The 14,527-nt window shown below is 41.7% G+C and carries 16 protein-coding genes and 1 riboswitch; of the genes, 5 read left to right on the top strand and 11 right to left on the bottom strand.

The features are described 5' to 3' along the window. Positions 1 to 64 precede the first annotated feature (64 nt). Together cysG and GTU69_RS10795 are read left to right on the top strand one after the other, a co-directional pair. Entirely contained in the window at positions 65 to 1,441 is a 1,377-nt protein-coding gene (gene cysG, locus GTU69_RS10800) for a siroheme synthase CysG (RefSeq protein WP_166170421.1), read from the top strand. A 37-nt stretch (positions 1,442 to 1,478) separates the two neighbouring features. After that, positions 1,479 to 1,958, top strand: coding sequence for a tRNA (cytidine(34)-2'-O)-methyltransferase (locus GTU69_RS10795; protein ID WP_166170419.1), 480 nt, complete (start codon positions 1,479 to 1,481; stop codon positions 1,956 to 1,958). 58 nt (positions 1,959 to 2,016) lie between these two features. On the opposite strand, the gene GTU69_RS10790 is transcribed toward GTU69_RS10795, so the two are convergent. The 6 genes from GTU69_RS10790 to rpoD all read right to left on the bottom strand — a co-directional run bounded on the left by GTU69_RS10790 (position 2,017) and on the right by rpoD (position 8,601). Then, a complete protein-coding gene (locus GTU69_RS10790; RefSeq protein ID WP_166170417.1) occupies positions 2,017 to 3,411 on the bottom strand; it encodes an APC family permease in 1,395 nt (464 codons plus the stop codon). A 267-nt stretch (positions 3,412 to 3,678) separates the two neighbouring features. Further along, on the bottom strand, positions 3,679 to 4,863 hold the full coding sequence (locus GTU69_RS10785; protein WP_166170415.1) for an iron-containing alcohol dehydrogenase: 1,185 nt from the start codon (positions 4,861 to 4,863) through the stop codon (positions 3,679 to 3,681). Position 4,864: 1 nt separating this feature from the next. Further along, positions 4,865 to 5,398, bottom strand: a complete 534-nt coding sequence (locus GTU69_RS10780) for a hypothetical protein (protein WP_166170413.1) — start codon at positions 5,396 to 5,398, stop codon at positions 4,865 to 4,867. A 77-nt stretch (positions 5,399 to 5,475) separates the two neighbouring features. Continuing rightward, on the bottom strand, positions 5,476 to 6,135 hold the full coding sequence (gene lipB / locus GTU69_RS10775) for a lipoyl(octanoyl) transferase LipB (protein ID WP_166170411.1): 660 nt from the start codon (positions 6,133 to 6,135) through the stop codon (positions 5,476 to 5,478). 162 nt (positions 6,136 to 6,297) lie between these two features. Then, positions 6,298 to 6,585 carry a DUF493 domain-containing protein gene (locus tag GTU69_RS10770; RefSeq protein ID WP_086196931.1) on the bottom strand — a complete coding sequence of 96 codons (288 nt, stop codon included), beginning with the start codon at positions 6,583 to 6,585 and terminating at the stop codon, positions 6,298 to 6,300. Between the two features lie 117 nt (positions 6,586 to 6,702). Continuing rightward, entirely contained in the window at positions 6,703 to 8,601 is a 1,899-nt protein-coding gene (rpoD, locus tag GTU69_RS10765; protein ID WP_166170409.1) for an RNA polymerase sigma factor RpoD, read from the bottom strand. A 369-nt stretch (positions 8,602 to 8,970) separates the two neighbouring features. Between rpoD and GTU69_RS10760 the strand changes: the two genes are divergently transcribed. Beyond that, on the top strand, positions 8,971 to 9,180 hold the full coding sequence (locus tag GTU69_RS10760) for a hypothetical protein (RefSeq protein ID WP_086176283.1): 210 nt from the start codon (positions 8,971 to 8,973) through the stop codon (positions 9,178 to 9,180). 69 nt (positions 9,181 to 9,249) lie between these two features. Continuing rightward, complete coding sequence (locus tag GTU69_RS10755) at positions 9,250 to 9,774, top strand: YecA family protein (RefSeq protein WP_166170407.1); 525 nt, start codon at positions 9,250 to 9,252, stop codon at positions 9,772 to 9,774. Between the two features lie 105 nt (positions 9,775 to 9,879). Here the strand turns inward: GTU69_RS10755 and GTU69_RS10750 are convergent, their stop codons facing one another. From GTU69_RS10750 to GTU69_RS10735, 4 genes are all read right to left on the bottom strand, one after another. Beyond that, on the bottom strand, positions 9,880 to 10,299 hold the full coding sequence (locus GTU69_RS10750; RefSeq protein ID WP_166170405.1) for an ABZJ_00895 family protein: 420 nt from the start codon (positions 10,297 to 10,299) through the stop codon (positions 9,880 to 9,882). Between the two features lie 21 nt (positions 10,300 to 10,320). After that, positions 10,321 to 10,935, bottom strand: coding sequence for a DedA family protein (locus tag GTU69_RS10745; protein ID WP_166170403.1), 615 nt, complete (start codon positions 10,933 to 10,935; stop codon positions 10,321 to 10,323). An 85-nt stretch (positions 10,936 to 11,020) separates the two neighbouring features. Next, a complete protein-coding gene (locus tag GTU69_RS10740) occupies positions 11,021 to 11,305 on the bottom strand; it encodes an FUSC family protein (RefSeq protein ID WP_166170401.1) in 285 nt (94 codons plus the stop codon). Positions 11,306 to 11,819: 514 nt separating this feature from the next. Then, positions 11,820 to 12,752 (bottom strand): rhodanese-related sulfurtransferase, encoded by a 933-nt coding sequence (locus GTU69_RS10735; RefSeq protein WP_166170399.1) that lies wholly within the window; start codon positions 12,750 to 12,752, stop codon positions 11,820 to 11,822. Positions 12,753 to 12,958: 206 nt separating this feature from the next. Between GTU69_RS10735 and GTU69_RS10730 the strand changes: the two genes are divergently transcribed. Continuing rightward, positions 12,959 to 13,447, top strand: a complete 489-nt coding sequence (locus GTU69_RS10730; protein ID WP_166170397.1) for a DUF1289 domain-containing protein — start codon at positions 12,959 to 12,961, stop codon at positions 13,445 to 13,447. Positions 13,448 to 13,586: 139 nt separating this feature from the next. On the opposite strand, the gene ribB is transcribed toward GTU69_RS10730, so the two are convergent. Next, a complete protein-coding gene (gene ribB, locus GTU69_RS10725; protein WP_166170395.1) occupies positions 13,587 to 14,246 on the bottom strand; it encodes a 3,4-dihydroxy-2-butanone-4-phosphate synthase in 660 nt (219 codons plus the stop codon). A gap of 94 nt (positions 14,247 to 14,340) precedes the next feature. Continuing rightward, a riboswitch (FMN riboswitch) is annotated at positions 14,341 to 14,501 on the bottom strand. Positions 14,502 to 14,527 lie beyond the last annotated feature (26 nt).

The following is a 14,527-nucleotide window of genomic DNA, read 5'->3' as shown; positions in this document are numbered from 1 at the left end:
CTTAGCACAGTTTTGTGCATGAAAATTGCTTAAGACAGTCAGATTTAAAATATTGAGGTAGTGTGTGGATATCTTTCCAATCTCTTTAAAGTTGCAACAGCAACCTTGTCTGATTGTCGGTGGTGGGCGCATTGCCTATCGTAAGGCCGTACTTTTGGCAAAAGCAGGGGCAGTCATTGATGTGATTGCGCCTGAAATCGAAACTGATTTACTAGAGATTGTTCGTGCCAGCCAAGGGCAATATGTCCAAGCATCTTTTAGTCCAGATATTCCATTACGCCCTTACCGGTTGGTGATTGCGGCTACCAATGACAAAGCGACCAACATACAGGTTTTTGAAGCTTGCGAAGCTGAAAAAATTCTGGTGAATAGTGTGGATGATCTACCGCATTGCCGTTTTATGGTGCCTGCCATTATCGACCGTTCTCCTTTGGTGGTTTCGATTGCCACCAATGGCAAATCACCAGTTTTATCCCGTCAAATCCGAACCCAACTGGAAGCCAGTATTCCGCATGGCATGGGCAAGCTGGCAGAGTTTTCTGGAAAATGGCGTGCTGCAGTCAAAGCCAAAATTGAAAATCCAGAAGAGCGCCGTATTTTTTGGGAAGACCTGTATGCCAGTCCCCTCAAAGAACAGGTGTTTAATGACAATATCGCTGAAGCGGACCATTTAATTGAACAAGCTTTAATGGAATGGAAAGCGCCAAAAGGTGAAGTCTATCTGGTGGGTGCAGGACCTGGTGATCCTGAACTGTTGACCTTAAAAGCACTGCGTTTAATGCAGCAGGCAGATGTGGTTATTTACGACCGTTTAGTATCGCCTGCGATTATGGACTTGTGCCGCCGTGATGCGGAAAAGGTTTATGTGGGTAAAGCCCGCTCCAATCATAGTGTGCCGCAAGAAGGAATTAATGCACTATTGGTGGAATATGCTGCAAAAGGTAAACGTGTCTGCCGTTTAAAAGGTGGTGATCCGTTTATTTTTGGTCGTGGGGGGGAAGAGATTCAGGAACTGTTTGCTGCAGGTGTGGCTTTTCAGGTAGTGCCTGGGATTACCGCGGCTTCAGGTTGTTCAGCCTATGCCGGTATTCCTTTAACCCATCGTGACTATGCACAAAGTGTACGCTTCCTGACTGGACATTTAAAAGAAGGTTCACCAGAGTTACCTTGGAGTGAGCTGGTGTATGAAAACCAGACCTTAGTACTATATATGGGCTTGGTAGGTCTGGAAAAAATCTGTGCCCAGCTGATTGCCCGTGGCCAACGTCCAGACATGCCGGTTGCACTTATTTCCAAAGGGACTACCCCTGACCAGAAAGTGGTGGTTGGAACCTTGGCCGATATTGCTTCAAAAGTGTCAGAACATCAAATTCAAGCGCCAACCCTGACCATTATTGGGGAAGTGGTAAAATTGCGCGAACAATTACAGTGGCAAGGCTAATTCGAGTCTTGTTACATTGAAAGAGTAGAGAAATCCTGTGATCCACGTTGTTTTATACGAGCCTGAAATTCCTGCCAACACCGGGAATATCATCCGTTTATGTGCCAATACCGGTGCGCAATTGCATCTGGTAAAACCGCTGGGTTTTGAGCTGGATGATAAAAAGCTGAGACGTGCAGGTCTGGACTATCATGAGTGGGCGCATATGAAAGTGTGGGAAAACTTTGCAGAATGTATGGCGCATTTAAAAGAACAGGGAATTGAGAATGATGCCATCTATCCCTTAACCACCAAAGGTTCTGAAACTCCGCATACCTCAAATTTAAACCGTCCAGTGGCGTTGTTGATGGGACCTGAAACACGTGGTTTGCCTGAAAATGTGCGTATGATGTTTCCGGAAAAACACTGGATTCGTTTACCCATGGCTGCTAATTCACGTAGTTTAAATTTGTCTAATGCTACAGCAGTTATTCTGTACGAAGCATGGCGTCAGCAAGGTTTTAAAGAACTGGTTTAATTTCAGAGCATAAAAAAAGACGCATTGAGCGTCTTTTTTTATGCATGAAATCAAAATATTAATGCGTATCATCAAACTCGTTGTGCTGCGGAGCGGGGTGTTTGAAGCCTTTGGTTTTATAACCCAGATACAAAATACCGAACATTGCCCACCATAAACCGAATTTTAATGCAGTATCTTCAATCTCTAGCCACATCGCAAAAATGCTCAGGAAGCCAAGTAAAGGAATGACCACAAAGCTGAGAATGTCTTTGATGCTTTTGGTGCGACCATCTCGTAAGGCATAACGTGAAATAACAGACAGATTTACAAAGGTAAAGGCAGTGAGGGCACCAAAACTGATCATTGAAATCACGATGTCCAAGTCCATGAAACCAGCAGTTAAAGCCACGCCACCAACAATCAGGATGTTGTAAACAGGTGTGTAGCTTTTTGGGCTAATATGACCAAAAATTTTCTTATTGATCACGCCATCACGGCCCATCACATACATTAAGCGTGAAACACCTGCATGTGCAGAAATACCGGATGCCATTACCGTAACGATTGCAAAGTAAAGTACCACAGTTTTGAACGCTACTCCCCCAACGGCTTGAAGAATGTCCGGCTGAGTTGCAGCAACATCTTCAAAATATGTCTTTGGATCGTTCGGGAAGTAAATTTGCATGAAATAGGTACTGATAATGAAGATAATACCTGCGATGAGTGCCGTAAGGAAAATTGCTTTAGGTAGAGTCTTTTCAGTCTCTTTGGTTTCTTCTGCCAGTGAGCTGAGTGAGTCAAAACCGGTAAAAGAGAAACAAAGCAATGTTGCACCGGTAATGAGTGGACCCAAAGCTGTCATTTCATTCCAGAACGGTTCCAGACTCCATAACTGGTATTTGGCATTCGCTAATGTACCATCGGCATTGATCCCACCTGCGAGTAGAGAGTAAACCATCCAGGTGAAGTATGCGATGACTACCAGCTGAATCAATACAATCAGGCCGTTGAAGTTGGCAACAAATCTGGCACCACGCAAGTTTACGCCAGTCATAAATGCGGTCAGTACAACAACCCAAACCCAATGATTCACTTCAGGAAACAAGGCTTCCAGATAAATGACTGCCAAAATGATGTTGACCATGGGTGACAGTAGATAATCCAGCCATGATGACCAGCCCACCATAAAACCGACATTAGGGTGAATCGATTTTTGTGCATAAGTATATGCCGACCCTGATGATGGATAACGACGGATCATGTGTCCATAACTAATAGATGTAAACAGAATTGCAATCAGGGCAATAATGTAGGAAGTTGGCACGTGGTAATGGCTTTCTTCAGAAACCAGACCGAAGGTATCAAATAATGTCATTGGCTGAATATAAGCTAAACCAATAATAATGATGTGCCAGAGTCCAAGCGTTTTTTGCAGTTTAGCTGTCGATTGAGTCCCAGAGATATTTGTCAACGGCGTTATCCTCTTATCGTTGATCAAGGATCAGTCATGTTTACAAGGATCGTTTGAGACGAACGATCCCCCCTAAATGAATAAAACAAAAGTGCGCCAATCTACTCTAGTTTGGTACGTTTTGCCAATATCTTTGTGAGTTTTTAATGCAGAAAATTTGCCACTTGATATAAAAGACTCGCTTTAATTTTCTATATAAAAGTAAAAGCCTGATGCTTAAAAAAACATCAGGCTAATTTTTAGCTATATTCGCTTAATTTTCAATATTTACCAAGCTTTTTCTAAAATCGCTTTTAAATCATTCAAGGTAGCTTCTTTAGGATTGTAAATAATGGAACCATCATTTAATGCTTTGTCTGCGACTTCATCCAATTGTGCTTCTGAAATCTTGCCGGTTTCACGTAAAGTACGTGGCAATTTCGTCAGTGCATACAAGCGATCACGTATGGTCAGAATCGTAGCAATGGTTTTATCGGCACGTAGATGGGCAGGGGTTTGCGCATAAATGTCTGGACCTGCTAAAGGTAGCAATAATTCTGCAATCTTGTCACCATTCACTTCTTTATTGTACTCAAGCACATAAGGCAGAAATAAGTTCATGCATAAACCATGGGGAAGATGCGCAACGGCACCTAGGGCATGTCCTAATGAATGCACCAGGCCTACCATGGAATTGGAGAACGCAATACCAGCCATGGTGGAAGCTTGGGCTAATTCCAGACGGCCAAACTCATCAGCTGGATTATCTAACACATTGAACAGGCTGTTGCTCACTTTTTTGATAGCAGCTGTCGCATACGCATCACTGATCGGATTGGCTGCCATACAGGTGTAGGCCTCCACTGCATGGGTTAGTGCATCCATGGCTGTCATGGCAGTTAAATGTGGTGGCAAAGTCTGGGTCATGCGCGGATCCAGAATTGCCGCATGCGGCATCAGGTAATAGGATGCAAACGGCATTTTGACATTTTTTTCAAGATCGGATACCACAGCCACCATGGTCACTTCTGAACCCGTACCCGATGTGGTAGGAATCACAAAAAATGGTTTTAACGGTTTTGGCAGGTTATGTGCACCTGAATATTTAAGCAGGTCATCGCCGCCTTCGGTTACCAGAATATTGGTTGCCTTGGAAGTATCAATTACTGAACCGCCACCGACAGCAATAATCGCATCACAACTATTATCACGATAAGCTTTCGCTGCATTTCGGACGGTTTGTACGCTTGAATCAGGTGGAATATCATCAAAAATATAACCAATGACTGCATCGGTAGATTCAAAAGCTGCTTCAATTGGTGCAAGCAGGTTGTTGCTGCGTACACCTTTGTCAGTAATGATCAGAGGACGTTTGGCACCTAAAGTAGCAAGTTCAAACGGAATATGTTCTAAGGCAGCATGACCTGCAATGACTTTGACCGGACAGAAAAATTCGTAATAAGGCTTAGCCATGTTATGCACTCCGTTTAAAATAGGATTGAGCTACTTTCAGATAAATATTTGCAGCTCCAGTCAGTTTTTCTTTTAGGCTTAATTCGGTTGGGTATTGTTTTACAGCAAGCTCAGCAAGGAGTTTAGGTAAAATAAGCGCTTCCATTTTGTTTAAGCAGCGGACCAGACGAATGGCAAATGCAATATCTCCATCGGCTATCATACGGTCATGGGCAAAGGCCTGTGCGGTACTTTCCTGAAAGGAAAATACTAAAAAGGCATGGCTTAAGTGCTTAAAAGTAATGGTGAGGTCCGGTTTGCTGTCTACAGATTGCAGTAATTGTAATTGATGGTCTTGCGTGACTTTTGCAATAAAAGCCGGTCCATGGGGAAATACTTTCATTGATAGAACGAAACCCACCGGGAATTTTGCAACTTCCTGTTTGACTTCGGCATCGACTTGACTCGCCATTACCAGACCTCTGCCAATCACATCCATCATGAGTTTGACATAGGTCAGTTGTAAAGCGGGCTTAACGGATTTGGTTGAAATCACTCGCGTATCCCTTATCTAAAGAATATTTTATTTGTTTAGAGTAAATACTCTAATTTATTTTTATGTCAAAAGCAAAATTATTGTTGCATGATTTGAACTTCACTAAAGTAACCGCTGTTGTTTAAAGTTTCAATGATATCGAAGCATAACTTCTCGAATTTTGGATAATCTTCAACTAAATCCTCAATGCGTACCATCTCTAGGCCAGCATAACCACAGGGGTTAATGGTGTGGAAACCAGACAGGTCACAATCAATATTTAGGGCCAGTCCATGATAGCTGCGTCCTTTGCGGATTTTAAAACCCAGCGAACCAATCTTGCGCTCATTGACATAAACGCCCGGTGCATCTGGTTTGGCATAGGCTTCAATGCCATATTTATTCAGCAGTTCAATCATTAAATTTTCAGCATAAGATACCAGCGTGCGTACATTCCAGCCCAAGCGGTTTAGGTCAAACATAAAGTAGGCTACCAGTTGGCCTGGGCCATGCCAGGTCACTTGTCCACCGCGATCCGTTTGTACCACTGGAATATTGCTGGGTATCAGAATATGTTCCGGTTTGCCAGCTTGACCTTGAGTTAAAACCTCATGGTGTTGCAGAATCCACAGCTCATCCGGCGTGTTTTCATCACGGTTTTCAGTCAGGTTTTTCATCTCCTGAAAACGGTCGAGATAAGGTGTGAGCTGGTTAAATTGACGAATAATCAGTTTGGGTTTTAGAACAGCATCAGTCATGTGAAGTGCGTCCTTAAAAATTTTCAACAGGATGCAAGGATTATAATGAAATCATGCCAAGATGGGGGATGATCACTGCACGATTTAAAGCTTTTCGTAGTATTGATAATATTTTTATTGGCTTATAAATAAAAAAACACGCATGACGCGTGTTTTTTACTCTTAAAGTGCAGTTTTAATCAATGGGCAGGCTGCCAAGTCAGCATATAAAGCATGTACCTGTTCCAGTTCGACAAAAACGATTTGGGCAGTTAAAGAGTGATATTTTCCAGTACGTGAAGGTTGTACCTTGATGCTGTTACCATCAAATTCCGGAAAATGTTTTACCAAAATATCTACAACAGCAATATGTAATTCTTCACAGGCTTCACCAATCAGTTTGATTGGATAATCCATAGGGAAAACCCATAGATGTTCCTGAAGTTCGCGAGATGGTGTACGGTCTAACATGGTCATAGTAGTCCCACTTATATATCAAACGCCTGCATAGAGGCAGGCGTTATGTGTTGCTGAATACTAGATGGGGGTGTTGGATAACTTTTCAATCCCCATCCGTATCACTATGTCTTAGTCATTTTCCAGGAATGAACGTAAGTGTTCAGAACGGGAAGGATGACGTAATTTGCGTAGTGCTTTGGCTTCAATCTGACGGATACGTTCACGGGTAACGTCAAACTGTTTACCGACTTCTTCCAGAGTGTGGTCAGTCGGCATGTCGATACCAAAACGCATTTTCAAGACTTTCGCTTCACGTTCAGTCAGGTTTTCCAGTACTTCACGGGTTGCTTCTTTCAGGCCTTCTGAAGTTGCCGCATCAATTGGAGAAGTGATGTTGCCATCTTCAATAAAGTCACCCAAATGCGAATCTTCATCATCACCAATTGGCGTTTCCATGGAAATCGGCTCTTTGGCAATTTTAAGTACTTTACGGACTTTAACTTCATCCATTTCCAGACGTTCGCCCAATTCTTCCGGGGTTGGTTCACGGCCCATTTCTTGAAGTAATTGACGAGATACCCGGTTGATCTTGTTGATGGTTTCAATCATGTGTACCGGGATACGAATGGTACGTGCCTGATCGGCAATCGAACGGGTAATTGCCTGACGAATCCACCAGGTGGCATAAGTCGAGAATTTATAACCGCGACGGTATTCAAACTTGTCTACCGCTTTCATCAAGCCGATGTTTCCTTCTTGAATCAGGTCAAGGAATTGCAAACCACGGTTGGTATATTTTTTCGCAATTGAAATTACCAGACGCAAGTTGGCTTCGACCATTTCCTTTTTCGCACGACGGGCTTTTGCTTCACCTACTGCCATACGTTTAGAAATATCTTTGATTTCCTTAACATTCAAACCCAATTCTTTTTCGATGTCGGCAATCTTTTGCTGGAATGCCAGTACATCGGGACGTACTTTTTCTAAATAAGTTTTTTGTTCAGCTGGCGCTTTGGCAATTTGCTCATTTAACCAGGCTGGATTTGATTCCTGCCCCGGGAAAGACGTACGGAATTGAGTACGGTCCATACGGCCACGGCGGACTGCATAACGCATTACTTCACGTTCAGACGTGCGGATCTGTTCATGGGTGCCACGAATCATTTCAGAAATGATGTCAAATAGACGCGGAGTGAATTTGAACATCATAAACACGGTTGCCAGTGCTTGGAGCGCTTCATCTGCCTGTTTGCTGTTACGACCGTGTTTTTCAATGACAGCTTTGGTTACTTTCCAGGCTTCTTCCAGTTCAGCAAAACGCACACGTGCAATTTCTGGATCAGGACCGGACTCACCTTCAGAATCATCCTCAGTTTCAGTTTCAGTTTCAGATTCTTCTTCTTCGTCATCGTCCAGTTTTACATCTTTGGTCGATTTAGATGTTGATTCTTCATCCTCATCGATATCCGCTTCATCTTCTAAAACTTCTGGAATTTCTTCATCAGATTCCGGGTCTAAATAGCCCGATAAAATATCAGCAAGACGACGTTCACCTTCGGTAACATCATTATATTCTTTTAATACAACTTCAACGGCATTTGGCCAGTAGGCAATCGAGTGCAGAACGTCACGGATACCTTCTTCAATGCGTTTGGCAATGCTAATTTCGCCTTCACGTGTTAAGAGTTCAACCGTTCCCATTTCACGCATGTACATACGTACGGGATCTGTGGTGCGACCAGGTTCGTTTTCAACAGAAGCAAGTACGGCTGCCGCTTCTTCTTCGGCAACTTCATCGGTCGCTTCTGCACTGGTGCCATCGAACATGGTGTCATCAGATTCAGGTGCACGTTCATGAACAGGAATACCGACATCCTGAAGCATCTGAATGATGTCTTCAATCTGTTCGCTTTCCGTGATCGAGTCTGGGAGATGATCGTTAACCTCAGCGTAAGTTAAGTAACCTTGCTCTTTGCCTCGGCTAATCAGAGCCGCTACTTGCGAAGTAGGGGAAGTCATATCGCTCATCTTTGCTTACTCTTCGTTGAATCTGTGGCAGTGAAAAACCGTGTATGATAGCACAATTTGCTTAAAATTGTTTTGAATATTGATTGCTCAAGTTTCATTTAAAAATATAAATTTGATTTAACAGCTGTTTTCAATATTGGGCTGAAACTTTTTTTTTCAAGTCCATAGAGTGGATCACTCAAATTATGTTGAGTTTTTATTGGTCCATGCTGGAAATTCCAGGAACTAATAAATACACAATTTTTAGGGAGAAAAACAAGATTAAACCCGGTTTGCGGGAGAAAAAAATAAAAATACTTGACAAGAGTGCGTAAGCAGGATAAATAGCGCCTAGACCCATTCACTTTTTTTCACCATGAGGTAGTTTTAGTGTCTTCTACAGATTTTGAACTAGATGATAGCTACAGTGATGATGATGTTAGTTTTGATGAAGTATCAAGCAAAATTAGTGCTAAAGAGTCGTTAGAAAAACGTCGTCTGATTGATGACCTTCTTGCACAGCGTCGTTTAGAGCGTGAGCTGAAAGATTTTGACTATGATCTGGATGATGACGACGATTTTGATGATGAAGAAGACTAAAATAGGATTCTGCATAGCGGGCTAAAATGCTATGCTATGTCGCAGTTATTTTACAAACCTGGATTTTAAATGAGTGCTTTAGATTTAGACCTTTTGAGCGAATATCTAGATGGCGACCAGAATGAATATGGTCTAGATTTTCCGGCTACTCATGGCTTTTTATGTGCAATTGCGGTTGGTCCGAAATTCGATAAATGGCTGGACGAACTTTTTGATAACAATCACAAGAAAGTGCCTGCTGAAATCATTGCTCAAGTAAAAGCCTGGTTAGAATCAATTCGTCAAAGCTTGGCGAATGAAGAAGGAATTGAGTTTCCTTTTGAAATTGAAGAAGCAGAAGTGGATTCAAGTTTAGGTGACTGGAGTGTCGGCTTTGTCGACGCCATGTTCTTAAACGAAGATGCCTGGTTCACTCCTGAACATGAAGAACAATTGGTTGATTTAACTTTGCCAATGATGGTGTTCAGTGGTGTGGATGAAGAAGATCCGCAAATGGAATCTTTCCGTCGCAATGGTCAGTTGATGGATGAAATTGCTGAAGAAATTCCGGATAATTTAAATGAATTATATTTGATGTACCATACGCCAGCTTGATGTGACATCTTGTGCTGTTCTAATCGCAGCTTATGTATGTATTTATCCCAAATTAATTTGTTAATCAAAAAGCACCATAAGGTGCTTTTTGATTTGTTCAACTGGCTATTTTCTGGATTTTAATTTCAAGAAGAGTAGACTCATCCACTGATAGGCAATAAAGAATAAAGCAAAATGTATTGCAACGATGAGTAACATAAATACGGCATAACCTGCTAGACCCATTTTTTCAGCAGATTGAATAATTTGTTCAGCATTCGGGTTCATCATGACCAAAAAGAATATAATAAAACACTCCAAAGTAATTGCAATCGCGGTATTTCCCCAGACCAAGATATTGCGTTCTTGTGCAGTCGGCAAGCGTTGTTCTTTTTGCAGGAATTTAATTACATGACGAATCATGGTAACCAAAAAAATAGCAACGAAGAGCATTAAGCCAAGATTGGCAACAAACAATAAAAACAAAACGCTGAGAATTAAAACCACGCCATAATCGATAGCAAAACTTTTTAGATATTGTTGCATTTAAGCCCCTGATAAAATCAATTAGTTCTTCATTTTGCGTAGTTGTCTACGGTATAGGAGGATGGCGATAATCACCAGGATAATGAGGATAATACCATGGCTGACTTGGCTAAATATTCGCTGCATGAGCTGTTGGTTTTCACCAAAGTAAAAACCAACACAAGCCAGAAATGTAGTCCAGATGATGGTCCCTAAGCCACTGTAAAACATAAATTTCCAAAAAGGCATGTGGCTCATGCCAGCAGGAATACTAATCAGTGAGCGAACTGCCGGAATCATACGACCAAAGAATACGATGCGATGTCCATAATGCTCAAACCAGTCCAGAGACTTTTTAACATCACTAGATTTTATAAACATATATCTGCCATAACGGTCAACGAAACGGAAAATACTGTCATGGTTAAACTTATAGCCAATCCAATACAGTAAAGCAGCTGCAAGCAATGAACCGAAACAACCGGCAATGATGACGCCAAATAAAGTCAGCTGGCCTTGTGATGCAGAATAGCCAGCCGAGGGCATGATGATTTCAGAAGGAATAGGCGGGAATACGTTGTCAAGAAACATCAGTAGGGCAATACCGAGATAGCCCAATTGTTCCATGATGGAGATAATCCATTCTGTCAGATTCATAAAGTGATAAAAATAATCGTGATATTTACACCATCCTAAAGTTTATTAGATTTAGGGTAAAGTGTAGCCAGGTAATCAGTCTGGATTATTCCTGGCTATGAATCAGAGTATGGATATAAACTTTTCTCAAACTATAGGCGAGAGCAAAAGGAATCACACTGAGTAGGGCATATTCTATAAAATTAGGTGTAAGGTGATATGCAATAAATATGGAAAAAATGCTGCCAATAATAGCACCCATCATCACAATAAAAAGATGGGATTCCTGCTCTAGAGTTTGTTTAATGTGTTTGACTTTTTGTAGATTTCTTTCGCGTGCAAGGTAAAAGCGTCGAGTATAATTGGCGGAACGACTAATTGCTCTTGACATAATTTAACTCCTTTTCACGTTATAAATTAATATGTTGTGGGATTATTGTAATTTTTATCTCAGACTATCAGATTGTTTGTGACTTGACACACATTAATAGTAAAAATTGGTGATATTTTTTTATTTATTGTTAATTTTAGGTAAATAAAAGTCCTCTTGTGATTAATGCTGATCAGTTAAGGAATTTAAAAATAGACTCTTAAATTTTTGGCTTCATGACGGAGTCTGGGTATTTTAAATCAGATACTTGCAGACCATTTTTTACTTTGGTTTCGCCCTGAGAAGCATTGCTTCCTCAGATCAAAGCTATTTGTTATCCGCAAAACTCATCAGCCACTATCAATTCGCAAATTTATTGCAGAAAGAATCATTTTTTAATGTAGTGCTGTTTCAACAGGCTGTGGATGAATTTTCCAAATATTAAATATAATCATGAATTAAAAAAAGAAAATGCCAGTCAATTGTTTAACTGACTGGCATTACTTTTGTGAGTACTTTTATTGGAGGCGTTCGATTACAGACGTTTGCGTTTAGCGGCTGCAATTTGTGACTGACGCATACGGAAACCGGCTTTTTGCTTCTCGCTGGTTTTGTCGATGCAGTATTTACATGATACGCCATGTTCATAGCTTGGAAGTTCTACTTCTTCAGGAAGTAAAGGCCAGCCACAAGCATGACACTTGGTGTTCTGGCCTTCTTCTACACCATGAGTTACGGCTGTACGGCCATCAAACACGAAACATTCACCTTCCCACATACTTTCATCAGCAGGAGTTTCTTCCAGGTATTTTAAAATACCGCCTTTCAAGTGATAGACCTCATTAAAGCCTTCTTGCAGCAATAATGATGTTGATTTTTCACAGCGAATACCACCCGTACAGAACATGGCAATTTTCTTGTCTTTATGCTGTTCCAGCTGTTTTTTTACATATTCCGGGAATTCACGGAAGGTTTCAGTTTTAGGATCAATTGCGCCTTTAAACGTACCGGCTTTATATTCGTAGTCGTTACGCGTATCAATCAAGATCACGTCGTCACGTGCAATCAGTTCGTTCCATTCTTTCGGATCAAGATAGTGACCGACTAAATCGCGAGGTTTGACTTCAACGCCTAAAGTCACAATTTCTTTTTTCAGTTTAATTTTCATTTTACGGAATGGCTTGTCAGAGCTGTGTGACTCTTTATATTCCATTGCGTTAAAACCTTCATCCAGAAGAAACTGGTGGATGGTATCAATTGCTGCACGGTCACCTGCTACAGTACCGTTAATGCCTTCTCCTGCAACAATAAGAGTTCCACAAAGATTGATGGTTTTTACCAAATCAAGAAGACGTTGCTGCAGATCGGCCGGATCTTGAACTTCTTTAAATTGATATAGTGCCGCAACAACCCAGTCAGTGGTCGCTTGCTGTTCTACAGGTGCAAGCTGTTCTACAGTAGCGTTCATGGAAAACTCCAAATGTATTAAGGTAAGACAAAATTTAAGCCGCATATTCTAACGTGAATTGGCACAATTAGCGATAAAACCTAGTATGAAATATGGTTTTTCATTTGCTGCTGTGGGATGTATGATGCCTGTGCTGATGGTTTATCAAATCAGAAAAGCGGTCTGAATTTTCCAGATGTGAACATTGTTGAATTTCGGAGTTTATTTTGAGTACTGATCGTCGAATTGCTTCTTTGACCCCATGTGCAGGGCGTTGCTCTACGGTGTTTGGTGATTCGGTCTGTCGGGGGTGCCGTCGTTTTAATCATGAAGTGATTAAATGGAATACCTATACAGCAGAGCAGCATACAGCTATTTGGCGTCGATTAGATTCGCAACTTGATCAGATTTTGATTCCAATGTTGCCTATGGCGGATATCACCCATGTTGAAGGTTTTGTTTTATCCAAGCGTGTTCGTTTGCGTCCTGATGCGAGCAAAGGGCGCAAGCTGTACCATGCATTAAAGTTGTGTGAGAAAAATCGCCATTTCACCGATGATAGTGGGTTAGGTATTCACTATAAAGATGTTCGTCCTTTGTGGGATGAATTTGAGCGACGTATATTGGCACTTGCCACAGCCAGTTATGATTTGGCCTTTTTACGCGCTGATGGCATCAGTATGCATTTGCTGCAAAGTCTGGAAGAAGAGGATTAAGTCCTCTTTTTAAACTTAAAATTTATAAAAAAAATTCTTATTGTCGTGTGCATTGAAATCATTTTGCATTAAAAAATCATCAGACTTGACCAGGAAGCCTGATGATTTTCATTTTTTGTGGCAAGCTTTGTTGTCTCGTTTAAAGATTATGCTGCAAACGGTACTGTACAATTTCTTCAATGGTAATCACGGTTAAATGATGAGTCTGTGCATAGGACAGAACCTGAATACCAGATGCCATCGTACCGTCAGGATTGGTCAGTTCACATAATACACCAGCGGGTTTCAAGCCAGCCAAACGTGCCAGATCAATGGTGCCTTCAGTATGGCCACGACGCGTCAGTACCCCACCTTCGCGCGCGCGTAAAGGGAAGACATGACCAGGTCGGTTGAGATCACTTGCCACAGCACCATCTTTAATTGCCGCTTTTACTGTGCTGGTACGGTCTTTTGCCGAAACGCCTGTAGTGACACCTTCTGCTGCTTCAATGGTCACGGTAAAAGCTGTTTTAAAATGGCTGGAGTTATCTGTCACCATTGGGGGAAGTTCCAGATGGTTAGCGAGTTCATCAGTCAAACAAAGACAGACAATGCCTGAGCCATCGCGAATCATACGGGCCATGGTGTCTACAGTTAAGGTTTCTGCAGCCACGATCAGGTCGGCTTCATTTTCACGGTCAAAGTCATCCATGACTAAAACGGGTTTGCCTTGGCGGATATCTTCTAAAGCTTTCTGGATGCGTTGTTCAGCAGGAGGAAGGGCAGAAAAGAAAATTTCGGGTTGAATCAAACTAGACATTGAAACGCTCTCGTAAAATAAACATACGGTTGAACATTTCAGGACTGATGCAGAAATGGGGTCGCAGCGATATATCACATATCAATATCGGTTACGTCGTCTTCTTTCATCCGGACTATACCGTCGGCTTTGGTTTTTCACCAAATCTGCGAGTAAACTTTAACCAGTTTGCAGGCTCGTGGGCTGATTAAATCCTATAGCAATATAGTTTTAATTTACCACCGGTGGGGAATTGCACCCCGCCCTGAAGCGATGTGTCATAAGTATAGACCTGTTTTTAA

Source organism: Acinetobacter sp. SA01 (assembly GCF_011319235.1).
In the GTDB taxonomy this organism is placed as follows: Bacteria; Pseudomonadota; Gammaproteobacteria; order Pseudomonadales; family Moraxellaceae; genus Acinetobacter.
Note: the sequence above shows the minus strand (reverse complement) of the source record. Positions and strands in the feature narration are given on the sequence as shown.